Origin of the sequence: Streptacidiphilus sp. EB129 (assembly GCF_041262645.1) — a bacterium.
In the GTDB taxonomy this organism is placed as follows: Bacteria; Actinomycetota; Actinomycetes; order Streptomycetales; family Streptomycetaceae; genus Streptacidiphilus.
The window spans coordinates 390,489-414,680 of sequence record NZ_JBGCCS010000002.1 but is presented as its reverse complement, the minus strand read 5'-3'; the positions used below and the strand labels follow the sequence as shown (position 1 = coordinate 414,680).

Here is a 24,192-nt window from a genome sequence, read left to right as displayed (position 1 = left end):
GCCGACGTCCCGGGGGGCTTCACCCGGGCTCTCAGCCGACATTCCGAGTGGCCGGAGCCACCTGCGCTGCTGCATGCGCGTCAGTGAAGCATGCGGTCCGATGATCGTCAACCCTGACCGGCCGTCAGGCACGGGCCCTGGCCTGGTCGGCCGGGACCCGGCTGGACCGGTCGGTCATGGCTGCTCCGGCGTTGCGGCTCCTGGCAGCTTCCCGGGCGCCACCGTCCCGGGCGCCACGGTCCCCGCCGCCCCCGGCCGTGTCGCCGTCGGCGCGCGGAACGGGCAGTTCGGAGCCGCCGCCGCGGGCCCGGTCGGCCAGTGCCCACAGGTCGTCCGGGCGGCAGCCGTGCAGCGCGGCGACCAGGTGGCCGTCCGGCCGGACCAGCAGCACCGTGTGCGGGGAGGCCGTCGGATAGGACTCGGCGACCAGCAGTTCGGCGGGCAGCGGCAGCGCCTCGGTGGCCTCGGTCAGCCGCGGCATCAGGCCCGCGCCGAGCCAGTGCTCGCTGGCCCAGACGCCGGTGCCCGGGGCGACCAGCACCACCAGGAAGCCCCGGCCGAGCCGGGCCCGCAGCCGGTCAGGGCTGCCGTCCGTGGTGACCACCGGCACATTGTGGACCAGCACCCCGGGGCTGGTGGGCGAGAGCGCCGGGCTGAGCGCCGGCCGGCTGCGGCCGGACGCGCCGGGCGAGGGGTAGGCCGGGGCGGCGCCGAGGCGGCCGCGTCCCAGTGAGCCGTCGGAGAGCAGGGTGGCGTTGCGGCGCAGCGACCCCGACAGCAGGCTGCGGCGCGCCTCCAGCAGCGGGGTGCTCGGCTGCAGCAGCGGCATCGCCTGGTCCACCGCCCGCAGCCGGGAGATCACCGCCTCCCGCCGCTCCTGCTGATAGGTCGTCAGCAGTTGTTCGGTGGCGCAGCCGTGCCAGACCAGGGCGAGCTTCCAGGCCAGGTTGTCGGCGTCGCGCAGCCCCTCGTCCAGGTTCTGCATGCCCAGCGAGCCGAGCAGGTGGGCTGCGTCGCCGGCCAGGAAGACCCGGCCGACCTGGAACCGGGTCGCCAGCCGCTGCTGGACCATGTGGTCCGCGGTGGAGACCAGCTCGTACGGCGGCACCGCGCCGTCGTTCCAGCCGGCCAGGGTCGCCCGCAGCTGTTCGACCAGCGCGTCCGGGGTGAGCGGCGGCTGCCGCACCGGCAGTCGCCAGTCCAGCCGCCAGACGCCGTCCGGCAGCGGGCGCGCGGTGACCTCGCGGCTGACTCCGCCGCGGCGGTCCGGCAGCTGCGGCGCGTCCCGGTGCAGCCGGGCCTCGCCGGGGAAGGGCAGGTCGACCCGGACCGTCGCCACGGTGTAGTGGTCGGCGGCCGCCCGGCCGGGAAAGCGCAGTCTGGCCTGCTTGCGCACGGTGGACCGGGGGCCGTCGCAGCCGACCAGGTGACTGCCGCGCCACCAGGTCCCGGCCGCGTGCACACTGACGCCGTCGGCGTCCTGCTCGATCTCGGTCACCGCGGAGTGGTGCACCAGCTCGATCAGCGGGGTCGCCGAGACCGCGTCGCGCAGCCCGCGCTGCAGCCGGTGCTGGGAGAGGTGCAGCACCTCGTCGCCGGGAAGCGGCAGGTGCAGCAGTTCGCGGTTGCGGCGCAGGGTCCGCCAGGAGGTCCAGGCGCGGCCGTCGGCGGCGACCCTGGCGTAGCCGACCCGGGTCAGGAAGTCGGTGGTGTCCGCCCGGAGCACGGTCGAGCGCGCGCTCTCGGGGGAGACCCCGGGGCCCTCGTCCAGCACCACGGTCGGCACCTGGTGCCGGGCCAGGGCGAGCGCCAGCGCGAGACCGACCGGACCGGCTCCGGCGATGATCACAGGGTCCACGGTCACCTGTCCGTGGACGTGAAGTCGGTATGGCCTGGGCCCGTCATGGTGTCACTGCAACAGATCGCCTGGTCCATCGTCAAGCAGCGCCGGGGGCGCGCCCGTTCGTGGCGCGCCCCGGCTCACGCCGTAGTGCGGCGAGGCCGCCGGCGCGGGCCCGCGCGGGGCGTTCGCCTCCATGGTCGGCGGCACCCTCGACGGGATCCGCCGGGGCGCGGGACCGGGCCCTGCGAGGGTGCGCCGACCGGCTGCCGGAGCCGCGCGCCGGGCCGGACCGGTCAGCGGTTCCGGCCGGGGCCGCCGGCCAGGAACGCGCGGGCCCGGGCCGTGCGCGGCATGGTGAAGAACTCCTCCGGCGGGGCCTGTTCGAGGATCCGGCCGCCGGACATGAACACCACCCGGTCCGCCAGCGAGCGGGCGAAGCCGAACTCCCCGAACTCCCCGGCGGCCAGCACCATGGCCACCCCGTCCGCGGCCAGCGCGCTCAGCACGCCTTGCACCTCCCCGGTCTCGGACGGGGCGAGGTCCAGCGTCGTCTCGTCGAAGACCATCAGCTCCGGCCCGGCCACCAGCGCCCTGGCGATGGCGACCCGGCGCTGCTGGCCGTCGGACAGCTCCCAGGGGAACAGCTCCGCCGCCTCGGCCAGGCCGACCCGGTCCAGCAGCGCCAGCGCACTGCGTTCCACCGCCGCGGCCGAGGACGCCACCAGCCCGTGCCGCAGCCGCATCCACCGCCCGATCCGGCCCGCCTTCACGTTCTCCAGCACGGTGAGGTGGGCGAGCAGCTGCGGGATGTGGTCCACCAGGCCGATCTCGGGCCGCAGCCGCGCGGCCCGGCGGCCGCGTTGCGGCAGCGGGGTGCCGGCCACGGTGACGGCGCCGGCGTCGATCCGCTCCAGGCCGTTGAGGGTGCGGCAGAGCGTGGTCTTGCCGGCGCCGGTCGGCCCGAGCACCGCGACCACCTCGCCGCGGGCCAGTTCCAGGTCGATCCCGTCCAGTGACTGCACCAGGCCGTGGCGCTTGCTCACCCCGCGCAGCGAGATGAGCGGCAGCTGCCCCGCGCCCCCCGGCGTCATCACCGCTCCCTCGCGTCGCAGGCCACCGGTGGATCCCGGCCGTCATCAATATCTCTGCTGACGACAATATGCCTGGTCCGGGCCGGTGATCGGATTTCTGAGCGGGATTTGAGGAACTCCTTGGGAGATTCATCGCAGCTCCATAACAGTCGGCCCGCCGGCCGGGGGAGGTCTTGACCGCGAGGACACAACCGGGATGGGGTGCATCCCAGGACCGGAATCGCTGCATCCCCAGGAGGAGACGACATGCGCCTGCTCCTTGTCGAGGACGACGACCATGTGGCGGCTGCCCTGGTGACCGTGCTCAGCAAGCACGGATTCGAGGTGCGCCACGCCCGCACCGGCAACGAGGCGCTGGACGCCCTGGTGCCCGACGGCCGCGGCCCGTACCGGGTGGTGCTGCTCGACCTGGGCCTTCCCGACCGGGACGGGTTCGAGGTCTGCGGCCAGATCCGGCGCCGCGGCGGCATCCCCGTGATCATGGTGACGGCCCGTACCGACATCAGTTCCCGCATCCACGGGCTGAACCTCGGGGCGGACGACTACGTGGTCAAGCCCTACGACATGGGCGAGCTGCTGGCGCGGATCCACGCCGTGGTCCGCCGCGGCGCTCCGCCGCAGCCGTCCGCCGGGGCGTCCGCGGCCGCTTCCGCCGACGATCCGGCCGACCAGCTGCGCCGGGCCTGCGGTCTGCGCCTGGACGCGGCCGCCCGCAAGGCGCTGGTGCACGACCGCGAGGTGGCGCTCACCCGCAAGGAGTACGAGCTGCTGGCCCTGCTGGCGCAGAACCCGGGCGTGGTGATCCGCCGCGAGCAGATCATCAGCGAGGTGTGGCGCAGCAGCTGGGAGGGCACCTCGCGCACCCTGGAGGTCCATATCGCCTCGCTGCGCCACAAGCTGGCCGTGCCGGCGCTGATCGAGACGGTCCGCGGCATCGGCTACCGGCTGGTCGTCCCCCCGGACGCGGCAGCTGGTTGATGCGCACCCGGCTGCTCGGCATCCTGCTGGCCCTGATGGCCTGCGTGCTGGTCGCGCTCGGCCTGCCGCTCGCCGTGAGCGAGGCCGCGGCTCAGCAGCAGCAGCTGCTGGTGGACCGGATCGACGACACGGCGCGGTTCGCCGCGCTCGCGCAGAACCCGCCCGAGCAGGCCGGTGCCCCGACCGCGAGCGCCGACGAGCAGGTCCACACCCTGGAGACGGAGGTCCGCCGCTACTACGAGGTGTACGGGATCCGCGCCGGGGTGTTCCAGATCAACGGCCGGCCGGTCACCGCCGACCCGGCCGACTGGACCGACGCCTCGCGGGGCGACTCGGCCGAGGCGTTCCGGGAGGCTCTCGACGGGCGACGCAGCCAGGATCCGTCCCAGTCCTGGCCCTGGCAGCAGAACCGCCGCCTGGTGGTCGCCTCGCCGGTGGTCTGGGACGGGGACGTGGTGGCGGTGGTCGTCATCGAGTCGCCGACCGGGGCGCTGGGGTCGCGGATCCTGCACGGCTGGCTGCTGCTGGCGGGCGGCGAGGCGGTGGCGGTGCTGGTCGCCGTGGCCGCCGCGGTGCTGCTCACCGGCTGGGTGCTGCGACCGGTCCAGGACCTGGACAAGGTGACCCACGACATCGCCACCGGCCGGCTCGCGTCCCGGGTCGCCCCGGCCGGCGGGCCACCCGAACTGCGACGACTGGCGCGCGCGTTCAACGAGATGGCGGACCATGTCGAGCAGGTGCTCGACCAGCAGCGGGCCTTCGTCGCGGATGCCTCGCACCAGCTCCGCAATCCGCTGGCGGCGTTGATGCTCCGGGTCGAGGCGATGGGCATGGAGCTGCCCGAGGGCCATGAGGCGGAGATGACCGGCGTCAGGGTCGAGGGCCACCGGCTCGCCCGGGTGCTGGACGACCTGCTGGGCCTGGCCGTGGCCGAGCACGCCGGGCAGGGAGCCGAGCGCACCGACCTGGCGCGGCTGACCGCCGACCGGGTCCAGGCCTGGGCCCCGCTGGCCCGCGAGCGCGGCGTCGTGCTGGTGGGCCGGCTGCCGAAGGAACCGGTACTGGGGATGGCCGATCCGGTGGGCTTCGGCAGCGCGCTGGACGCGGTGGTGGACAACGCCCTGAAGTTCACCCCGCGCGGCGACCGGGTCACGGTCACCGTGACGGCCGACGCGGAACGTGCGGCCGTGGTGGTGACCGACGCGGGTCCGGGACTGACCGAGGAGGAGCTGGACCGGGTCGGCGACCGCTTCTGGCGCAGCCCGCGGCACCAGAACGTCGACGGCTCCGGCCTCGGCCTGGCCATCGCCCGCACCCTCCTCACGGCGTCCGGCGGCGCGCTGGAGTTCACCCCCAACGAGCCGACCGGGCTGGCGGTGACGCTGGCCGTTCCGGCGGTCCAGCCCGGGTGACCCGCGCCGGCGAGGGGGTCGGGCAGGGGGTGGGGGGAGGGGTCGGGGAGCCGCGCGGGCGGTGGTCCCGGATCGTCGGCGCGGGTGGTCCGGGTCGCGGGCGCGGTGTATCCGGCGGGACTCCTTGACCGCGCCAGTAACCACTGACACATTGACCGATGGGAATGTGCAGCGCCGCCGCACCGGAGGGAGCCCGATGATCCCGGGAGCCACTGAGCACCAGGTCATCACGCCGGACGGGGTGCGCCTCGCAGTCGTCGAAGCCGGTGATCCGACCCGCCCCACGCTGCTCTTCCTGCACGGCTACCCCGACTGCCGAGAGGTCTGGGAGCCGGTGATGTCCCGGCTCTGCTCCCGCTACCACGTCGTCGCCTACGACGTCCGGGGTGCCGGCCGCTCCACCGCTCCGGCGCCGACCGCCGACAGCTACCGGCTGGAGCGGCTGGAGGACGACTTCCTCGCGGTCCTCGACGCCCTCGCCCCCTACGGTCCGGTGCACCTGGTCGGCCATGACTGGGGGTCGGTGCAGAGCTGGGAGTTCGTCACCTCGCCCCGGCTGCAGGGCGGACTGGCCTCGTTCACCAGCATCTCCGGACCCTGCCTGGACCACTTCGGACTCTGGCTCCGCGAGCGGCTGCACCGGCCGACCGCCCGGCGGCTGATGCAGGCCGCGGGGCAGGGGGCACGCTCCTGGTACGCCCTGTCGTTCCAGCTGCCGCGCGTCCCCGAGGCACTGTGGCGCGGACCGCTGGGCCGGCACTGGCCGGCGGTCCGCCGGGCGATGGAGCGGCTGCCGCTCGCCGACGACCGCCCGTCCGACACCCTGTCCGAGGACGCCGCGAACGGCACCTGGCTCTACCGCGCCAATATGCGCGAGCGGCTGCGCCACCCCCGGACCGACCGGGTGGCGACGGTCCCGGTACAACTGGTGGTCCCGCTCAGGGACCCCTATCTCTCCCGGCACCTCTACGACGACCTGGACCGCTGGGCCCCGGTGCTGCGCCGCCGCACCGTGGACGCCGGGCACTGGCTGCCGCTGACCCGGTCGGACCAGCTGGCGGAGTGGATCAGCACCTTCGTGGACGCCGTACGGGACGGCAGCGTGCCCTCGGTACGCCCCGGGGCGGCGTCCCGGGGCGGCGCGGCCTCCGACCGTGCGGGTGCGCCCGGCGACGGTCAGGAGGCGGGCCGGACCGGCGGCGGGTCGGCGCCCGACCAACCGATACGCTCAGTTCCGCGCTGACATACGCGGCTTCGGGCGAACCGGGGCCCGAGGAGTGGAGGACCGCAACGTGACGACGGTGCCGCAGCAGCGCGGTCCGCGCCTGCAGGGCTCGGGCCCGGCCGGACCGGTCGAGTACCGCATCGACGACCTGGCCCGCGCCGCCGACACCACCGTCCGCAACGTCCGGGCGTACCAGGACCGCGGACTGCTGCCGCCGGCCGACCGTCGCGGTCGCGCCAACGTCTACGAGCAGGCCCATCTGGAGCGGCTCCGGCTGATCGCCCAGCTCCTGGACCGGGGCCACACCCTGGCCGGGATCAAGGAGCTGCTCGACGCCTGGGAGAGCGGACGTGGCCTCGGCGGCGTGCTGGGTCTGGTCGCCGAGGTCACCGGGCCCTGGACGGACGAGACGCCGACCCGGCTCACCCGCGCCGAACTGGTCGCGGCCTTCCACGGGGTGGAGGACCGGGAGTCCATCGCCCACGCGCTCCGCCTCGGCGTGCTCCGGCCGGACCGGCCGTCGGACCCGGCCCGCGTCGGAGCCGGAGGGGACGCCGGAGTCGGGGTGGACGCCGGGGACGCGGTGGACGCCGTCGATGGCGTCGATGGCGAGGCGTTCGTGGTCCCCAGCCCCGCCCTGCTCGGCGTCGCCGTCGAACTGCACGCCCTCGGCGTCCCGTTGCCGGCGATCATCGCCCACCTGGAGGAGGTGCGCGGGGCCACCGGCGGCATGGCCCGCCGCTTCGTGGAGTTCAGCGCCGTCCATGTCTTCGCCCGCTACGCGGGACACCATCTCAGCGACGCCGAGGCCGGCGAGGCGGTCGGCACCGTGCGCCGGCTGCGGCCGCTGGCGCAGGCCGTGGTCGACGCCGAACTGGGGCGCGCGATGCGGCTGGAGGCGACCCGGCTGCTGCGCGCGGCGGTCGAGCTGTCCGGCGACGGGCCGCTGCGCGACCTGCTGCAGAGCGAGCTGACCGCCAGTGAGGCCCTGGCCGACCACGTCGGCTGCGATCAGGGCTTCACCGAGACGTAGTAGCGGCGGGCCCCCTCGGCCAGCGGCAGCGGGTCGGTGTAGATCGCCGACCGGATGTCCACCAGCTGCGCCGAGTGGACGTAGGCGCCGATCTCGTCCCGGCTCGCGATGACCGACTCGGTCACCCGCTGCACCAGCCCCATCGACACGTCGTCCCGGGTCACCATCAGATTGGCGACCGCGATCGTCGACACGGCCTCGTCCTTGTCGGTCTGCGGGTAGGCGCTGACCGGAATCGTCGAGGTGCGGTAGATCTGGGTGTTGCGCGCCCCCGGGTCCTCCTTCGCGGCCAGGTCGTCCAGCGGCGTGGCCAGCCCGCCCAGCGGCACCAGCCGCACGTGGGCCTTCGCGGTCAGGGCGGTGATGGCCTGGGTGGGGAGTCCTCCGGACCAGAAGAACGCGTCGATCTTTCCCTCGCGGAGCTGCTGCGGCGCCTCGTCGATCCCCACCGGCACCTCGGTCAGCTGGTGCCCCTCCGGGTCGATGCCGGACACCCGCAGCACCCGGTCCGCTATCAGCGCCACCCCCGAGTTGGGCTGGCCGGTTCCGACCCGCTTGCCGCGCAGGTCGGCCACGGTGCGGATGGAGGAGTCCGAGGGCACCACCAGCTGCACGTAGTCGTCGTACAGCCGCCCCAGGGCACGCAGGTCCTCGCCGTCCGGCCCGTTGTAGTGGGCCACCGCGTCCGCCGTGGCGATCCCGAAGGTGTCCTGCCCCGTGGCCACGCGGCGCAGGTTGTCCGGACCGCCCTCGCTCGCGTCCAGCCGCAGCACCACTCCTGGCAGGTCGTGGTCCACCCGCGGCTTGAACAGCGTGCCGTAGAGGGCGTAGACACCGCCTGCCGATCCGGTCGCCAGGCCGTAGCTCCCGGTGGGGTAGTCCACTCCTCCCGGAGTGTTCAGCCACCAGCCGACCCCGCCCATGGCGAGCGTCACCAGCACGGCCAGCACCTGGACGGCACGCATCCGCAGCACCCGGGGCAGCTCCCCGGCGAGGCAGGCCAGTGATTCACGCATGCGCGCGATCCTGCCAAACATGTCGCCGCCGCGACAGTGCCGTGAGGACCCGGACTGCGGAGAACCGGCCGGTGGCGCGGGCGGCCGGTCCGGGCCGTGAAGCCGTGGCGGCGCAGCGCTTACCCTTGGGGGCGTGACTGAGACCGCCACCGCCGCCGACCCGACCGCCGTACCCGTTCACCGGACGTTCGAGGTGCGCACCCACGGGTGCCAGATGAACGTGCACGACTCCGAGCGGCTGTCCGGGCTGCTGGAGGAGGCCGGGTACAGCCGGGCCGAGTCGGGCGCGACCGCCGACGTGGTGGTGTTCAACACCTGCGCGGTGCGCGAGAACGCGGACAACCGCCTCTACGGCAACCTCGGTCAGCTCGCGTCGGTCAAGGCGGTGCGGCCCGGGATGCAGATCGCGGTCGGCGGCTGCCTGGCGCAGAAGGACCGCGAGACCATCGTGAAGAAGGCCCCCTGGGTCGACGTGGTCTTCGGCACCCACAACATCGGGCACCTCCCCGCGCTGCTGGAACGCGCCCGGGTCCAGGAGGAGGCCCAGGTCGAGATCCTGGAGTCGCTGGAGGTCTTCCCGTCCACGCTGCCGACCCGCCGCGAGTCCGCCTACGCCGCCTGGGTCTCGATCTCCGTGGGCTGCAACAACACCTGTACCTTCTGCATCGTGCCGGCCCTGCGCGGCAAGGAGAAGGACCGGCGCACCGGTGACATCCTCGCCGAGATCGAGGCGCTGGTCGCGGAGGGCGTGGTCGAGGTCACCCTGCTCGGCCAGAACGTCAACGCCTACGGCCAGGACATCGGCGACCGCCAGGCGTTCAGCAAGCTGCTGCGCGCCTGCGGGTCCATCGAGGGCCTGGAGCGGGTCCGGTTCACCTCGCCGCACCCCAAGGACTTCACCGACGACGTGATCGCCGCCATGGCGGAGACCCCCAACGTGATGCACCAGCTGCACATGCCGCTGCAGTCCGGCTCCGACCAGGTGCTGCGCGCCATGAAGCGGTCCTACCGCCAGGAGCGCTACCTCGGCATCATCGAGCGGGTCCGCGCGGCGATGCCGGACGCGGCCATCTCCACCGACATCATCGTGGGCTTCCCCGGTGAGACCGAGGAGGACTTCGAGCAGACCATGCACGTGGTCCGCGAGGCCCGTTTCGCCCAGGCGTTCACCTTCCAGTACTCCAAGCGCCCCGGTACGCCGGCGGCGGACATGGAGGGGCAGATCCCCAAGGCGGTGGTCCAGGAGCGGTACATGCGCCTGGTCGCCCTGCAGGAGGAGATCTCCTGGGAGGAGAACAAGAAGCAGGTCGGGCGGACCGTCGAGGTCCTGGTCGCGGAGGGCGAGGGCCGCAAGGACCAGCACACCGACCGCCTGTCCGGGCGGGCCCCGGACAGCAGGCTCGTGCACTTCACCCGCCCGTCCGACGGCGTCCGGCCCGGTGACGTCGTGACAGTGGAGATCACCTACGCCGCGCCGCACCACCTGCTGGCGGAGGGCGCGCCGCTGGCGGTACGCCGGACCGCCGCGGGCGACGCCTGGGAGCGCCGGCAGAACGCGCCCGCCGCCAGGCCGGCCGGGGTGCTGCTCGGGTTGCCCGGCATCGGCGTCCCCGCGCCGCTCCCGGTGTCCGACGCACCGAGCTGCCGGTAGTGATCGCCGGGTAGGGTCGGAACCATGCTGGTCGCCGCTGCCGTCTGCCCCTGCCCGCCCCTGCTGCTGCCCGAGCTGGCCGCCGGAGCCGCCGCCGAACTGGACGGTCTGCGCGCCGCCTGCGACACCGCGATCGGCGCGGTGCTCGCGGCGGAGCCCGACCTGGTCTGGGTGGTCGGCCCGGCCGCCGAGCACGGTGTCTTCGAGGAGGGCGGGGTCGGCTCGTTCCAGCCCTACGGCGTCGGGCGCGCCGTGACGCTCGGCCCCGGGCGGTCGTCCGAGCCGCTGCCGTCCTCGCTCGCGGTCGGCGCCTGGCTGCTGGAGCGCAGCGGATGGCGCGGTGACGCCCGTGGGCTCGGGGTGCCCGACTACCTGGAGGCCGAACTGTGCGCGGCCAACGGCGTCCGGCTGGCGGGCTCGGCCACCCGGGTGGGGCTGCTGGTGCTGGGGGAGGGCAGCGCCCGGCGTTCGCTCAAGGCCCCCGGCTACCTGGACGAACGGTCCGAGGCGTTCGACGAGACGGTCGCCAGGGGCCTGGCCGGCGCCGACGCCGGCGGCGAGCTGTCCGCCCTCGACGACCACCTGGCGTTCGAGCTGATGGCCTCGGGGCGGGCCCCGTGGCAGGTGCTCACGGCCGCGGCCGCCGGGCTCGGCCTTTCGGCGAAGCTGCTGTACGCGGACGCGCCGTACGGCGTGGGCTACTTCGTCGCCGCCTGGAGCTGACCGGGCCACGCCGGCCCTGGAGACCGTCGGTTCAGGAGGCCGCCGGGGTCTCCGGTGGCTGCTCGACCGTCTCGCCGGCGGTGGGGTGCTTGTCGCCCCCGACGTGCTCCAGCGCCTCCTTGGCCTTGTCGCGACCCGTGTTGATCTTGTCGCTGTACTTGCCCTTGGTGGCCTTGTCCGCCAACTCGCCGACCTTGTCGAGTCCGCTGTCGATGGCTGCGCTGTGCTTCCCGGCGAAATCGGTGGCCTTCTCCTTGGCGTGGTCGAGTGCGCCCTTGAGACTGTCCGAGACGCTCATGGCGGCTCCTTTCAGCGGACATATCGCCCATAGATGACTACAGGGTACGAGCTGCCCCCGCGCCGCGTCCGGGCTGTGCGCCGAACGAGCGGGCGGCGTCGGCTGGTCGGGCAGCGCCCCGGGTTTGGGAGAATGCGGACGTGAACACCTCAGCTGCCGGCCCCGCTCCCGGCCCCGTCCCCGCCGCGACCCGTGTGGTCGCCGTCGTCGGCGCCACCGCCGCCGGCAAGTCCGATCTCGGCGTGGCCCTGGCCCAGGAACTCGGCGGCGAGGTGGTCAACACCGACTCCATGCAGCTCTACCGGGGCATGGACATCGGTACCGCGAAGCTGACCATGACGGAGCGGCAGGGCGTGCCGCACCATCTGCTGGACGTCTGGGACGTCACCGTGGCCGCCAGCGTCGCCGAGTACCAGCGGATGGCGCGCGCGACCATCGACGCGCTGCTGGCGCAGGGCCGTACGCCGGTGCTGGTCGGCGGCTCGGGGCTGTACGTCCGGGCGGCGATCGACGAGCTCGACTTCCCCGGCACGGATCCGCTGGTGCGGGCCCGGCTGGAGGCCGAGCTGGAAGCCGGCGGCCCGGGGCTGCTGCATGCCCGGCTCGCCGAGCTCGACCCGCCGGCCGCGACGGCGATCCTGCCCAGCAACGGGCGCCGGATCGTCCGGGCACTGGAGGTGGTGGAGATCACCGGCAAGCCCTTCACCGCCAATCTGCCGGGCCATGAGTCGGTCTACGACGCCGTGCAGATCGGGGTGCGGGTGCCCCGACCGGAGCTGGACCGGCGGATCACCGTGCGGGTCGACCGGATGTGGGAGGCGGGGCTGGTGGCCGAGGTCGAGGCGCTGGCCGCCGTGGGCCTGCGCGAGGGCAGGACCGCCTCCCGGGCGCTCGGCTACCAGCAGGCGCTGGCGCAGCTCGCCGGCGAGTGCGGGGAAGGGGAGGCGCGCGAGGAAACGGTGCGCGCCACCAAGCGCTTCGCGCGCCGCCAGGAGTCCTGGTTCCGCCGTGACCCCCGGGTGCACTGGCTCGGCGGTGAGGAGGGGGACAGCCCGCAGGCCCTGGTGCGCACCGCGTTGGAGCTGATCCGGGGGCACTGACGCGGATGATCGACGGGCTCCCGTCCGGAACGGCGTCGGGCGTCGGGCCGGCACCACGGGGGCGTGCGCTTCGCGCGCCCCCCACCGGTCACGCACCGCTCGTCCACAGAAGCCCCATGCGCCACCCGCGCACGGTAGGTGGGCGGTTACGGGCTGATCACGTGATGGCCACGGATCACCGATCCGGGCCTTGAGAGCGTGGTGAGGTGAGGCGTACGTGCCATCATCAAGCTCAGAGAGAGCCATCGCGCCGAAGCAGTTCCGCAACGGCACTTACTGCCAGGGAGGCCGCGTGTCGATGGATACCGGCCCCGAGACCCATCGGCTGCCCGAGGAGTCGTTCGGCTCCGCCGGGTGGGGCTCGGACGCGTTCTCACTCCCGGAACTGACACCGCTTCCGCCGGCCGAGCCGGCCGACGAGGGCCGCTTCATGGAGCGCGAACTGCGCCCGGAGCGGCGGCTGAGACTGTGGCAGCTCGTGCCCATCGTCGGGCTCGCCGTTCTCGGTTCGCTGATGTTCGCCTTCCCGCTGGCCTTCGAGTCCGGGGGGCCGCTGGTCGGGATGCTCGGACTGCTGCTGACCGCCGCCTCCGCCGGCTGGGGCGCGATGGCCGCGCGCCGGGCCGGTTACGCCTGGCCGGGGCTGCCCCGGCAGGGATCGGGCCGCCGGGCCGGCTGGCGGGCCCTGCTGGTCTACACCGCGCTGGCCCTGTCGCTGCTGGCCCTCGGGCTGTGGCGGGTCTCCGGTATCAGCGGCTGACACGAGCTGTCAGGTCCTGCCCCGCCCGCTCTACGATGGAGCGGTGAACGAGATCATCAGGGACGGGCGTCTTCTCAAGGGTTTGGTCTTTCTCAAGGGGCATGGCACCGAGAACGACTTCGTGATCGTTCCGGACCCGGACGGCTCGGTGGATCTGCCGCCGGCGCTGGTCGCCCGGCTGTGCGACCGCCGTGCCGGAGTCGGCGGCGACGGGCTGCTGCGCGTGGTGCGCTCGGCCGCGCACCCCGAGGCCGCGTCGATGGCCGCCGAGGCCGAGTGGTTCATGGACTACCGCAACTCCGACGGCAGCGTCGCCGAGATGTGCGGCAACGGGGTCCGGGTGTTCGCGCGGTACCTGGTGCTGGCCGGGCTCGCCGAGCCGGGGGAGCTGGCGATCGCCTCCCGCGCCGGTGTGCGGCAGACCTACGTCGCGCCGGACGGGCCCGAGGGGCCGGGCGCGGTGACGGTGCGGATGGGACGGGCGGTCCTGCCCGGTACCGAGGGCGTCACGGTCACGGTGGGGGAGCGCAGCTGGCCCGCCGTCAACGTCAACATGGGCAACCCGCACGCGGTGGCCTTCGTCGACGACCTGGACCAGGCCGGCGACCTGCTGACGGCGCCGTCGGTGACCCCGGCGCAGGCCTACCCGACCGGCGTGAACGTGGAGTTCGTGGTGGACCGGGGGCCCCGGCACGTGGCGCTGCGGGTGCACGAGCGCGGCTCGGGGGAGACCCGTTCCTGCGGCACCGGCGCCTGCGCGGTGATGGTCGCCGCCGCTCGCAGGGACGGCACCGATCCGGCGGTGACCGGGCAGCCGGTGACCTACACGGTCGACGTGCTCGGCGGACGGCTGCTGATCACCGAGCGGGTGGACGGCGAGATCGAGATGACCGGACCCGCCGTCGTCCTCGCCGAGGGAGAGCTGGACGAGGCCTGGCTGGCCGGCTGACGGCACGTCGGGGCAGTGGTTGGGGAGGTGGCTGGGAGCGGGCTTCGGGGCAACCTAGAAGTCTTACCGGAATCGGGCCAGTTCAAATCCCCCAAACGAGTGATCACAATGACATAGGGAACATGCGGCGTCGCCGAGCGTGTTGCACTGGCTAGCATGGACCATCGGGGTGCCGAGCCACTCCGGTGATCGCTGCCGGAGGTGCGCATGAACGTCGATGCCAGTGGTCTTCCCGTCGTCCCGGCCGTCGTCCCGGCCGCAGCGCCGCTCAGCGGCCGTCTTTCGCTGCCGGCGTCCGGCCGGCAGGGCACTCAGAAGCGTGCCCGGGGCAGGTCCGGACTGGGCCGGGCCGGGTTCGCCGCCCTGCTGGCGGGCAGCCGCCCGCAGTTCGCCGACGCCCTGGAACCGGTGGTCCGCGCCCACCGCGCGCACCATCCCAGGGCCGACCTGCTGCCGCTGGACCGCGCCTACCAGGTCGCCGAGGCGAGCCACCGCGGCCAGACCCGCAAGAGCGGTGAGCCGTACATCACCCACCCGCTCGCCGTCACCATGATCCTCGCCCAGCTCGGTGCCGAGACCACCACCCTGGTCGCCGCGCTGCTCCACGACACGGTCGAGGACACCGCGGTGACGCTGGATCAGGTGCGCGAGGGCTTCGGCGACGAGGTGGCCTATCTGGTGGACGGGGTGACCAAGCTGGAGAAGGTCGACTTCGGCGCCGCCGCCGAGGCGGAAACGTTCCGCAAGATGCTGCTGGCCACCGGCGAGGACGTCCGGGTCATGGTGATCAAGCTCGCCGACCGGCTGCACAACATGCGGACCATCCGGCACATGAAGCCGGCCAGCCAGGCGCGGATCGCCAAGGTCACCCGGGACGTGCTGATCCCGCTGGCGGAGCGGCTCGGGATCCAGGTGGTCAAGACCGAGCTGGAGGACATCGTCTTCGCCACCCTCCACCCGGACGAGTACGCGGCGACCCGCGCCCTGATCGGCGCACGGGAGACGGCCCAGCAGCAGGGCGGTGATCCGCTGGCCGAGTTCGCCGGGGCGCTGCGGCGGCAGCTGCGCGAGGCCAGGATCGCGGCCGAGGTGACGGTCCGGCCCCGGCACTGCGTCTCGGTGCACCGGGCCCGGCTCCGCCGGGGTGAGCTGCGGGCCTGCGACTTCGGCCGGCTGCTGGTGGTGGTCGAGGAGAACGCCGACTGTTACGCGGTCCTCGGCGAACTGCACACCTGCTGGTCGCCGCTGCCGGGCGAGTTCAAGGACTTCGTCGCCGCGCCGAAGTTCAACCTGTACCAGTCACTGCACACCGCCGTCAGCACCGAGCAGAACGACCTGGTCGAGGTCCTGGTGCGGACCGGGGAGATGCACAGGGTGGCCGAGTTCGGCGTGGTCGCCCTGGGCGGCCGGGGAGTGCGCGAGGGCGAGGAGCCCGGCGAGCGCGACGAGCTGGACCGCACCGACCCGGCCCGCCCCGGCTGGCTCTCCCGGCTGCTGGACTGGGAGCGGGACACCCCGGACGCGGACACCTTCTGGTCCGCGCTGACCGCCGACCTCTCCGGCGACGGCGAGCTCACCGTGGTCACCGAGGGCGGCCGGACGCTGCAGCTGCCGGCCGGCTCCAGCTGCGTGGACGTGGCCTACGCGCTCGGCGAGGACGTCGGCCACCGATGTATCGGCGTCCGGCTCGGCGGGCGGCTCGCCGCGTTGTCCACGCAGCTCCACGACGGCGACGTGGTCGACGTGCTCACCGACCCGGACGGGCCCGGCGGCCCCTCACCCGAATGGCTCAGCCACGCCCGCAGCGCGGCGGCCAGGATCGCCATCGAACGCTGGCTGGCCGACCACCCGGAGGCCGCGGCGGCGGACGGCGCCGACGCGGCGCCGCAGGCCAAACCGCTGCCGCAGGCCAAGTCGCTGGCCCAGTCCAGAGCGCTCCCGCAGGCCGGGCCGCCCGCGCCGGCCGGCACCCGCCCCGGGGTCGGCGGACACATCGCCACCGCGCGCGGGGCGGCCGTGGTGGTCCGCGAGCTGCCGCACGCCTCGGTACGGCTGGCCCGCTGCTGCACCCCGGTCCCGCCGGACCCGCTGCTCGGCTTCGCGGTCCGGGGCGGCGGCCTGGTCGCGGTGCACCGCAGGGACTGCCCGACCGGCGGCGGGATGACCCGGGGCGGGCGGGCGCCGGTCGAGGTGGCCTGGGCCAAGGACGTCCAGCCGCTGGGCTACCTGGTCACCGTCCGGGCCGACGCGCTCAGCCGGCCCAGGCTGCTGGCGGATCTCACCGCGGCGATGTCCGCGATGGGCGTCGACATCGTCTCCGCCTCGGTGGACCCGCCGCAGGAGCTCCGGGTCCGGCACAGCTACACCGTGGAACTGCCCGAGCCCGGCGTCCTGCCCGAGCTGATGCGGGCCATGCTGCGGGTGGCCGGCGTCTACGACGTGTACCGGGCCGGCCCGCAGAACACGGGACAGGAAAGTCACGGCGCCGACGGGTACCGCCCCGACGGGCCGGGCAGAGGAAAAGGGGAGGACTGCTCCGTGGCGCCCGTGCGACCATCGACCTCGGGACGGCGCGGACCGGGAATCACCGGACGGCCTGCGGCGTTCTCCCTGCAGGGGACGGAACCCTCGTCCTCCGACAGTGCATGATCCAGGTATCACGGCCCTAAGGATGCAATGACCTCCACGTACGACACCCGCGACGCTTCCCGCACTGCGAACAAGCGGGCGGAAGCACTGATGGACGAGGACCTCGCGGGCAGTCTCGGCGAGGGCATGGGCGGGGGCTACCTCGACAACGACTACGACGGCGACCAGTACGACCGCAGTGACCGTGCGGCCCTGCGCCGCGTCTCCGGGCTCTCCACCGAGCTGGAGGACGTCACCGAGGTCGAGTACCGGCAGCTCCGGCTGGAGCGGGTGGTACTGGTCGGCGTCTGGACCGACGGGACGGTCGAGGAGGCGGAGAACTCCCTGGCCGAGCTCGCCGCCCTGGCCGAGACGGCGGGCTCCGAGGTGCTCGACGGTCTGATCCAGCGCCGCGACCGGCCCGACCCGGCCACCTACATCGGCTCCGGCAAGGCCAGGGAACTGCGCGACATCGTGCTGGCCACCGGCGCCGACACGGTGGTCTGCGACGGCGAGCTGAGCCCCGGGCAGCTGATCCACCTGGAGGACGTGGTCAAGGTCAAGGTTGTCGACCGCACCGCGCTGATCCTGGACATCTTCGCCCAGCACGCCAAGTCCCGTGAGGGCAAGGCACAGGTCTCGCTGGCGCAGATGCAGTACATGCTGCCGCGCCTGCGTGGCTGGGGTCAGTCGCTGTCCCGGCAGATGGGTGGCGGTGGCGCCGGCTCCTCGGGCGGCGGGATGGCCACCCGCGGTCCCGGTGAGACCAAGATCGAGACCGACCGCCGGCGGATCCGCGAGAAGATGGCGAAGCTCCGCCGGGAGATCGCGGACATGAAGAAGGGCCGGGACACCAAGCGCCAGGAGCGGCGCCGCAACCAGGTGCCCTCGGTCGCCATCGCCGGCTACACCAACGCCGGCAAGTCCTCGCTGCTCAATCGGCTCACCGGGGCCGGGGTGCTGGTGGAGAACGCCCTGTTCGCCACCCTGGACCCGACGGTCCGGCGCGCGGAGACCCCCGGCGGCCGGGTCTACACCCTGGCCGACACCGTGGGCTTCGTCCGCCACCTGCCGCACCACCTGGTCGAGGCCTTTCGCTCGACCATGGAGGAGGTCGCCGACGCCGACCTGATCCTGCACGTGGTCGACGGCTCGCACCCCGAGCCGGAGGCCCAGCTCGCCGCCGTCCGCGAGGTGATCGTGGAGGTCGACGCGCAGCGGGTGCCGGAGATCGTGGTGATCAACAAGGCCGACGCGGCGGACCCGGACGTGCTGCAGCGGCTGCTCCGCCGCGAGCCGCACGCCATCGTGGTGTCCGCCCGCAGCGGTCAGGGCATGGACGAACTGCTGCGGCTCATCGAGGAGCAGCTGCCCCGGCCCTCGGTCGAGGTGTCGGCGGTGGTCCCGTACACCCGTGGCGACCTGGTCTCCCGGGTGCACCAGGACGGCGAGGTGCTGTCCGAGGAGCACACCGGCGAGGGCACTGTACTGGTGGCACGGGTGCTGCCCGATCTGGCGGCCGAGCTGGCCCGCTTCGCCCAGGCGCCGCTGGTCGCGCAGTTCGGCTGACCCCGGGTCGCGGACGGAAGGCCGGGTGGGACGGCCGGGCAGGAACGGCAGGACAGAAAGCAGCACGGCGGCCGGCGGCCGCCGTGCTGCTTTTGTGCTGCCGACTTTTTTGGGCTCGCGAAGCGTGATTGCCGCGCCTCTGGATCGTTAGTCGGACCGAAGGGGCGTCACCCGAGGGGGTGTGCCGCCCGGTGGCCGGCACCGTCCGTTCAGGTGGTTCCCGGCGCCGAGGGCCTGCCCCGCTCAGCCAGGAGGAACCGTCGCCGTGCCGCTGACCGAGACAGCCCCCGTCCCAGTCGCCGAGCCGCAGGCCATCCTCGGCCGCCAGGCCGCCCGCGAATCCGCCGCCCGGACCTACGCCCGGTCGCTGCCGATCGTGCCGGTCCGGGCCCGGGGGATGACGGTCGAGGGGGCGGACGGCAGACGCTACCTGGACTGCCTGTCCGGTGCGGGGACGCTGGCCCTGGGCCACAACCACCCGGTGGTGCTCCAGGCGATCCGTCAGGTCCTGGACTCCGGGGCCCCGTTGCACGTGCTGGACCTGGCCACACCGGTGAAGGACGAGTTCACCACCGAACTGCTCGGCTCGCTTCCCGAGGAGTTCGCCCGCGACGCCCGGATCCAGTTCTGCGGTCCGGCCGGCACCGACGCGGTCGAGGCGGCCCTGAAGCTGGTGCGCACCGCCACCGGCCGCTCCGGGCTGCTCGCCTTCACCGGCGCCTACCACGGCATGACCGCGGGGGCGCTGGCCGCCGGGGGCGACGTCGCAGTACGGAAGGGACTGGCCGCGAGCGTCCAGCAGCCGGTCCGGCTGCCCTTCCCGTACGACTACCGCTGCCCGTTCGGGGTCGGCGGCCGGGAGGGTGCGCGACTGTCCACGCGGTGGACGACGTCGCTGCTGGACGACCCCAAGGGCGGGGTGGAGCCGCCTGCCGGAATGATCGTCGAGGTGGTGCAGGGGGAGGGCGGGGTGATCCCGGCCCCGGACGACTGGCTGCGGGAGATGCGGGCCGTCACCGCCGCGCGCGGCATCCCGCTGATCGTGGACGAGGTGCAGACCGGGGTCGGCCGGACCGGGGCGTTCTGGGCGATCGAGCACTCCGGGGTGCTCCCGGACGTGCTGGTGGTCTCCAAGGCCGTGGGCGGCAGCCTGCCGCTGGCCGCCATCGTCTACCGGGGCGAGCTGGACGTCTGGGCCCCCGGCGCGCATGCCGGGACCTTCCGGGGCAATCAGCTCGCCATGGCCGCCGGGACCGCGACGCTGCGCTTCGTACGGTCGGAGCGGCTGGCCGAGCGGGCGGCCGAGTCGGGCGCCCGCATGCAGGCCAGGCTGCGTGCGCTGAGCTCTCTGCTGCCGGCCATCGGCGACGTCCGCGGCCGGGGGCTGATGCTGGGCGTCGAACTCGTCGACCCGGAGGCCGAGCCGGACCCGCTCGGCGCCCGCCCGGCCGCCCCGGCGCTCGCCGCCGCCGTACGGGAGGAGGCGCTGCGCCGTGGCCTGATCGTCGAGCTCGGCGGACGTCACGCCGGGGTGGTGCGGCTGCTGCCACCACTGACCATGACCGACGAACAGGCGGAGGCGGTCCTGGAACGGCTCGCCGAGGCCGTCCAGGCCGCCACGGCCGCCGTGCGGTCGGGTGCCGTGCAGTGTGCTGGTGCGCCGTCCGACGGGATGCGGTCCGATGGGATGCGGTCCGGTGCGCCTCAGGGTGGTGCGGCTCAGCGCGGCGCGCCTCAGGCCGGCGCCGTCCGGAACGTCCCCTCCGGGCGGGCGGGGGAGCAGCGATGACCGCCGCCGGGTCGACGCCCCCGCCGCCCGGGTCCGGAGCGATTCCGCCGCTGGCCGGCGGGCTCGCCGGGCCGACCGCGATCGAGCCGCTGCTCGGCACCGTGCTGGCCGCGCTGCGGGCCGGAGCCGCGCGCCGCGACGGGCCGCTGCCCAGGGGCGGGCCGGAGCAGGTGGCGGCGGAGCTGGCCGGGCTGCTCGACCCCGGCCGGCTGCTGCCGGACCGGGGCGACCCCGACGCGTTGCGCCTGCTCACCGAGGCGCTCGCGGCGACCGCGGCCGACCCCGCGGACCCCGCCTGTGCGGCGCATCTGCACGTGCCCCCGCTCGCCGTGGCCGCCGCCGCGGATCTGGCCGTCTCCATGCTCAACCCGTCGCTGGACTCCTGGGATCAGGCGCCCGGTGGCTCCGCCCTGGAACCCGCCGTGCTGCGCACCCTCGCCGAACTGGTCGGACTGCCCGAACCCGGTTCCACGGGAGGGGTGTTCACCACCGGCGGAACCGAGTCCAACCTGATGGCGCTGTTGCTGGCGCGGGACGCCGCACCGCCCGAGGAGTTCGCGGCAGGGCGGCTCACCGTGCACTGCTCCAGCGCCGCGCACTTCTCGGTCGCCCGTGCCGCGGCGATCCTCGGGCTCGGCCCGGACGCCGTCGTCCCGGTGGACACCCTCCCGGACGGACGACTCGACCCGCGTCTGCTGGACTGGGGCCTCGCCGACACCCGCGGCGCCGGGCGGACCCCGGTCTGTGTCGTTGCCACCGCCGGGACCACCGACCTCGGCGTGATCGACCCGCTGCCGGCCATGGCCATCGTCGCGCACCGGCACGGCGTGCGGCTGCACGTGGACGCCGCCTACGGCGGCGGGGCGCTGTTCTCGCGGCGGCTGGCCCCGCTGCTGGACGGCATCGGCAAGGCCGACACGGTCAGCCTGGACCTGCACAAACTGGGCTGGCAGCCGGTCGCCGCCGGGGTGCTGCTGACCCGAACCGCCGCGCTGCTCGACCCGCTGGAGCAGCGGGTCGCCTATCTCAACCCGCAGGACGACGAGGACGCCGGGTACACCTCGCTGCTCGGCCGCTCGCTGCGGACCACCCGCAGGACCGACGCCTTCAAGGTCGCGGTCACCCTGCGCGCCGTCGGCCGGGACGGCCTGGGCGCCATGGTCGACCGCTGCCACCGGCTGGCCCGGTACGCCGCGGCCCGGATCGCGGCCGAGCCGCGGCTGGAGCTCACCGCCGCCCCGGTCCTCACCACCGTGCTGTTCCGCTACCTCCCGACGCTGCGCACCGACGCTCCGGACCAGGTCAACGCGGCCCTGCGGCGACGGCTGCTGGCGGCCGGGGACGCGGTGGTGGGCCGCACGACGGTCGGCGACCGGACCGGCTCGCTGCGGCTCAAGCTCACTCTGCTCAACCCGCACACCACGGAAGCGGACCTCGACCGCCTGCTGGGGCTCGTCCTCGCCGCAGGGGCGGCGGAGGACGCGGCACCCGCCCGGGACCAGGAGAACCACTCGTGAGCACTGCACCCCTCGGCGGGCTGCCCGCACAGGCCCACCCCTGCCACGAGGCCGCCGAGGACGGCGACCCGCTGCTGCATCCGGACGCCGCGGTCGCGGCGGACGCCGCCGGCACGGAGAACCTGCTGCGCTGCTGGGCCCGGGAGACCGGGCTCGGCGAGCCTCCCGGCGGAGTGCTGCGGGTCGCCCTCGGGGACGGACTGCGGCTCACCGTGCCCATCCGCTACTGGTCGCCCAGCGGCTGGCACCGCTTCGGCCGGGCCCGGCTGGTGTCCGGGCCCGGCGACCAGCCGGGGCACCCGGTCGACGCGGTCACCGTCGCCGCGCTGCTCGCCCGGGGCTGCCGCCCCACCTCCCCGGGAGGCCCGGACGGTGCGGCCGCCTCCCCGCGCAACACCGCCGACCTGGCCGGACGGGTCGCCGACTCGGTCCGCCGCACCGCCCGCTTCATCGCCGACCACCGTGCCGACCCCGGAGCGCCCGCCGGCACGCCCTTCCTCGGCACCGAGCAGGCGCTGGTCCTCGGCCATCCGCTGCACCCCACCCCCAAGAGCCGTGAGGGTCTCGGCGACGCCGAGACCGCCCCCTACTCACCGGAACTGCGCGGCGCGCACCAGCTGCACTGGTTCGCCGTCAGCCGGGAGATCGCCGCCGCCGACTCCGCCCTGCCGCAGCAGGCCGCCGCGATCACCGCCGCACTGCGCGGCGCCGACGGTCCACCGCTGCCGCCCGGAACCGTGGCGCTGCCGCTGCACCCCTGGCAGTACCGGGAGCTGACGCACCGTCGTGACATCGTCCGGCTCCTGGACGCCGGACTCCTGCACGACCTGGGCCGGTCCGGACGTCCCTGGCATCCCACCTCGTCGCTGCGGACGGTCTACCGGCCCGGCACGCCCTACATGCTGAAGCTCTCGCTGGGACTGCGGATCACCAACTCGCGCCGGGAGAACCTCCGCAAGGAACTGCACCGCGGCCTGGAGGTGCACCGGCTGCTCAACGCCGGGCTCGGCGACGAGTGGCGGGCCGTCCACCCCGGCTTCGACATCGTCCGCGACCCCGCGTGGATCGGCGCCGACCTGCCCGGCACGGACCCGGCCGCGACCGACTCCCGCGCCAACGGCCTGGACGCGGTCATCCGTCAGAACCCCTTCGGCCCGGACGACCGGGCCCACTGCGTCGCCGGGCTCGTCGCCGAGCGTCCGAGCAGCACCGGGACCGGCGACCCGGCCCGGTCCCGGCTCGGCGACCTCCTGCACGCCCTCGCCACCCGCACCGCCCGTCCCGTCGCCACCGTCGCGGCCGAGTGGTTCCTGCGCTACCTGGACGCCGTCGTGCTGCCGGTGCTCTGGCTGGACGGGAAGGCCGGCATCGCCCTGGAGGCCCACCAGCAGAACACGCTGGTCCTGCTGGACGGCCCGGGCTGGCCGGTGGGCGGTCGCTACCGCGACAACCAGGGCTACTACTTCCGCGACTCCCGCGCGGCGGAGCTGGACGCCCGGCTGCCGGGACTGGGCCGGGCCAGCGGCACCTTCGTCCCGGACGCCGTCGCGGACGAGCGCTTCGGGTACTACCTCGGCATCAATCATCTCCTCGGCCTGATCGGAGCGTTCGGCTCGCAGCGGCTGGCCGACGAGCGGGTGCTGCTCGCCGCGCTGCGCCGGTTCCTCGGCGGCCCGGCCGCCACCGCGACCCGGTCCGCACTGCCCGCACTGCTGCTGGACGCACCGACGCTGCGCTGCAAGGCCAATCTGCTGACCCGGCTGCAGGGCCTCGACGAGCTGGTCGGCCCGGTCGAGAGCCAGTCGGTCTACGTCTCCATCGGCAACCCGCTGGCGGGATCCTCGGTCCACCCGCCCGCCGGTTCGCCTGCGGCGGCCGGGGCGGCGCGCACCGGAGCGGCCACGGAGGCGGCCCGGTGACGCTTCCCCCGCCCCCTTCCGCCGCGGGCGGCCGCAGGCAGACCCTGGAGCTCCGCCTCCCCACCCAGCTCCGGGCCCGTCGCCACGGCGGTGCCGATCTGCTCGACGGGGTGGGCCGGTGGGGCGAGATGGAGACCGCCGCCGGACTGTTCCGGCTGCAGCCGGTGCGCCTGCCCCGTGACCTCCACCTGGTCGCGCTGTGGATGAACGACCCGGTCGTCGCCGCCTTCTGGGAACTGGCCGGACCTCCCGAGCTGACCGAGCACCACCTGCGCACCCAGCTGGACGGCGACGGGCGCAGCGTCCCCTGTCTCGGGCTGCTGGACGGCATCCCGATGAGCTACTGGGAGGTCTACCGTGCCGACCTGGACCCGCTCGCGCGGCACTACCCGGCCCGGCCCCATGACACCGGCCTGCACCTGCTGCTGGGACCGCCGGAATGCCGGGGCCGGGGTATCGGCGGACGGCTGCTGCGGGCCCTGGCGCAGCGCGCGCTGCACGAGCGCCGCAGTGCGCGTCGCATCGTCGCCGAACCGGACACCCGCAATCTCCCGTCGCTGCGCGCCTTCAGCCGCGCCGGATTCCGGCACGACCAGGACCTGGCCCTGCCCGACAAACAGGCCGCGCTGATGGTCTACGACCGTCGCTGAATCCGTCGCCACCGCATCTCACCTGCACTTCGATGCCGAAA

The 24,192-nt window shown here is 74.2% G+C and carries 19 protein-coding genes; 15 read left to right on the top strand and 4 right to left on the bottom strand.

Features of this window, described 5'->3' with window-relative positions; translation table 11 throughout:
* Positions 1 to 124 precede the first annotated feature (124 nt).
* Together ABH925_RS04035 and ABH925_RS04030 are read right to left on the bottom strand one after the other, a co-directional pair.
* Positions 125 to 1,858: an FAD-dependent monooxygenase gene (locus tag ABH925_RS04035; RefSeq protein WP_370145367.1), complete on the bottom strand. Its 1,734-nt coding sequence runs from the start codon at positions 1,856 to 1,858 to the stop codon at positions 125 to 127.
* A gap of 278 nt (positions 1,859 to 2,136) precedes the next feature.
* Complete coding sequence (locus tag ABH925_RS04030; protein WP_370145366.1) at positions 2,137 to 2,934, bottom strand: amino acid ABC transporter ATP-binding protein; 798 nt, start codon at positions 2,932 to 2,934, stop codon at positions 2,137 to 2,139.
* Positions 2,935 to 3,180: 246 nt separating this feature from the next.
* On the opposite strand from ABH925_RS04030, the gene ABH925_RS04025 reads away from it, so the two are divergent.
* From ABH925_RS04025 to ABH925_RS04010, 4 genes are all read left to right on the top strand, one after another.
* The gene (locus tag ABH925_RS04025) at positions 3,181 to 3,912 is read left to right on the top strand and encodes a response regulator transcription factor (RefSeq protein ID WP_370145365.1); all 732 of its coding nucleotides are present in this window, start codon (positions 3,181 to 3,183) and stop codon (positions 3,910 to 3,912) included.
* Positions 3,912 to 5,324 carry an ATP-binding protein gene (locus ABH925_RS04020; RefSeq protein ID WP_370145364.1) on the top strand — a complete coding sequence of 471 codons (1,413 nt, stop codon included), beginning with the start codon at positions 3,912 to 3,914 and terminating at the stop codon, positions 5,322 to 5,324. Before ABH925_RS04025 ends, ABH925_RS04020 begins: the two co-directional genes overlap by 1 nt.
* Before the next feature lie 196 nt (positions 5,325 to 5,520).
* Entirely contained in the window at positions 5,521 to 6,567 is a 1,047-nt protein-coding gene (locus tag ABH925_RS04015; protein WP_370145363.1) for an alpha/beta fold hydrolase, read from the top strand.
* A 58-nt stretch (positions 6,568 to 6,625) separates the two neighbouring features.
* Positions 6,626 to 7,582 (top strand): MerR family transcriptional regulator, encoded by a 957-nt coding sequence (locus ABH925_RS04010; protein ID WP_370145426.1) that lies wholly within the window; start codon positions 6,626 to 6,628, stop codon positions 7,580 to 7,582.
* Here ABH925_RS04010 and ABH925_RS04005 read toward each other — a convergent pair.
* Positions 7,561 to 8,598 carry a TAXI family TRAP transporter solute-binding subunit gene (locus ABH925_RS04005; RefSeq protein WP_370145362.1) on the bottom strand — a complete coding sequence of 346 codons (1,038 nt, stop codon included), beginning with the start codon at positions 8,596 to 8,598 and terminating at the stop codon, positions 7,561 to 7,563. The genes ABH925_RS04010 and ABH925_RS04005 overlap by 22 nt on opposite strands.
* Positions 8,599 to 8,731: 133 nt before the next feature.
* On the opposite strand from ABH925_RS04005, the gene miaB reads away from it, so the two are divergent.
* The gene (gene miaB, locus ABH925_RS04000; protein ID WP_370145360.1) at positions 8,732 to 10,249 is read left to right on the top strand and encodes a tRNA (N6-isopentenyl adenosine(37)-C2)-methylthiotransferase MiaB; all 1,518 of its coding nucleotides are present in this window, start codon (positions 8,732 to 8,734) and stop codon (positions 10,247 to 10,249) included.
* Between the two features lie 24 nt (positions 10,250 to 10,273).
* Positions 10,274 to 10,972 (top strand): hypothetical protein, encoded by a 699-nt coding sequence (locus ABH925_RS03995; RefSeq protein ID WP_370145359.1) that lies wholly within the window; start codon positions 10,274 to 10,276, stop codon positions 10,970 to 10,972.
* A gap of 31 nt (positions 10,973 to 11,003) precedes the next feature.
* Here ABH925_RS03995 and ABH925_RS03990 read toward each other — a convergent pair whose 3' ends face one another.
* Positions 11,004 to 11,270, bottom strand: coding sequence for an antitoxin (locus tag ABH925_RS03990; protein WP_370145358.1), 267 nt, complete (start codon positions 11,268 to 11,270; stop codon positions 11,004 to 11,006).
* Positions 11,271 to 11,410: 140 nt separating this feature from the next.
* Between ABH925_RS03990 and miaA the strand changes: the two genes are divergently transcribed.
* The 9 genes from miaA (at position 11,411) to ABH925_RS03945 (ending at position 24,151) form a co-directional block, all read left to right on the top strand.
* Entirely contained in the window at positions 11,411 to 12,370 is a 960-nt protein-coding gene (miaA, locus tag ABH925_RS03985; RefSeq protein WP_370145357.1) for a tRNA (adenosine(37)-N6)-dimethylallyltransferase MiaA, read from the top strand.
* A 298-nt stretch (positions 12,371 to 12,668) separates the two neighbouring features.
* Positions 12,669 to 13,130, top strand: coding sequence for a hypothetical protein (locus ABH925_RS03980; RefSeq protein WP_370145424.1), 462 nt, complete (start codon positions 12,669 to 12,671; stop codon positions 13,128 to 13,130).
* A 43-nt stretch (positions 13,131 to 13,173) separates the two neighbouring features.
* The gene (gene dapF, locus ABH925_RS03975) at positions 13,174 to 14,079 is read left to right on the top strand and encodes a diaminopimelate epimerase (protein ID WP_370145356.1); all 906 of its coding nucleotides are present in this window, start codon (positions 13,174 to 13,176) and stop codon (positions 14,077 to 14,079) included.
* A 207-nt stretch (positions 14,080 to 14,286) separates the two neighbouring features.
* On the top strand, positions 14,287 to 16,728 hold the full coding sequence (locus tag ABH925_RS03970; protein WP_370145355.1) for a bifunctional (p)ppGpp synthetase/guanosine-3',5'-bis(diphosphate) 3'-pyrophosphohydrolase: 2,442 nt from the start codon (positions 14,287 to 14,289) through the stop codon (positions 16,726 to 16,728).
* Between the two features lie 27 nt (positions 16,729 to 16,755).
* Entirely contained in the window at positions 16,756 to 18,276 is a 1,521-nt protein-coding gene (hflX, locus tag ABH925_RS03965; RefSeq protein WP_370145354.1) for a GTPase HflX, read from the top strand.
* Between the two features lie 271 nt (positions 18,277 to 18,547).
* Positions 18,548 to 20,065 (top strand): diaminobutyrate--2-oxoglutarate transaminase, encoded by a 1,518-nt coding sequence (locus ABH925_RS03960; RefSeq protein ID WP_370145423.1) that lies wholly within the window; start codon positions 18,548 to 18,550, stop codon positions 20,063 to 20,065.
* Positions 20,062 to 21,582, top strand: coding sequence for an aspartate aminotransferase family protein (locus ABH925_RS03955; RefSeq protein WP_370145353.1), 1,521 nt, complete (start codon positions 20,062 to 20,064; stop codon positions 21,580 to 21,582). The genes ABH925_RS03960 and ABH925_RS03955 overlap by 4 nt, the downstream gene beginning before the upstream one ends.
* Positions 21,579 to 23,501, top strand: a complete 1,923-nt coding sequence (locus ABH925_RS03950; protein WP_370145352.1) for an IucA/IucC family siderophore biosynthesis protein — start codon at positions 21,579 to 21,581, stop codon at positions 23,499 to 23,501. Before ABH925_RS03955 ends, ABH925_RS03950 begins: the two co-directional genes overlap by 4 nt.
* On the top strand, positions 23,498 to 24,151 hold the full coding sequence (locus tag ABH925_RS03945) for a GNAT family N-acetyltransferase (RefSeq protein ID WP_370145351.1): 654 nt from the start codon (positions 23,498 to 23,500) through the stop codon (positions 24,149 to 24,151). The genes ABH925_RS03950 and ABH925_RS03945 overlap by 4 nt, the downstream gene beginning before the upstream one ends.
* The last annotated feature ends 41 nt before the right edge of the window (positions 24,152 to 24,192 follow it).

What these genes read in the sequence shown, in the direction of transcription:
- ABH925_RS03995 (WP_370145359.1), top strand. Translation starts at nt 10,274, where the DNA reads ATGCTGGTCGCCGCTGCCGTCTGCCCCTGCCCGCCCCTGCTGCTGCCC.
- ABH925_RS03970 (WP_370145355.1), top strand. Translation starts at nt 14,287, where the DNA reads ATGAACGTCGATGCCAGTGGTCTTCCCGTCGTCCCGGCCGTCGTCCCG.
- ABH925_RS04025 (WP_370145365.1), top strand. Translation starts at nt 3,181, where the DNA reads ATGCGCCTGCTCCTTGTCGAGGACGACGACCATGTGGCGGCTGCCCTG.
- hflX (WP_370145354.1), top strand. Translation starts at nt 16,756, where the DNA reads ATGACCTCCACGTACGACACCCGCGACGCTTCCCGCACTGCGAACAAG.
- ABH925_RS04020 (WP_370145364.1), top strand. Translation starts at nt 3,912, where the DNA reads ATGCGCACCCGGCTGCTCGGCATCCTGCTGGCCCTGATGGCCTGCGTG.
- ABH925_RS04030 (WP_370145366.1), bottom strand. Translation starts at nt 2,934, where the DNA reads ATGACGCCGGGGGGCGCGGGGCAGCTGCCGCTCATCTCGCTGCGCGGG.
- ABH925_RS04015 (WP_370145363.1), top strand. Translation starts at nt 5,521, where the DNA reads ATGATCCCGGGAGCCACTGAGCACCAGGTCATCACGCCGGACGGGGTG.
- ABH925_RS03955 (WP_370145353.1), top strand. Translation starts at nt 20,062, where the DNA reads ATGACCGCCGCCGGGTCGACGCCCCCGCCGCCCGGGTCCGGAGCGATT.
- ABH925_RS03980 (WP_370145424.1), top strand. Translation starts at nt 12,669, where the DNA reads ATGGATACCGGCCCCGAGACCCATCGGCTGCCCGAGGAGTCGTTCGGC.
- ABH925_RS03990 (WP_370145358.1), bottom strand. Translation starts at nt 11,270, where the DNA reads ATGAGCGTCTCGGACAGTCTCAAGGGCGCACTCGACCACGCCAAGGAG.
- ABH925_RS04005 (WP_370145362.1), bottom strand. Translation starts at nt 8,598, where the DNA reads ATGCGTGAATCACTGGCCTGCCTCGCCGGGGAGCTGCCCCGGGTGCTG.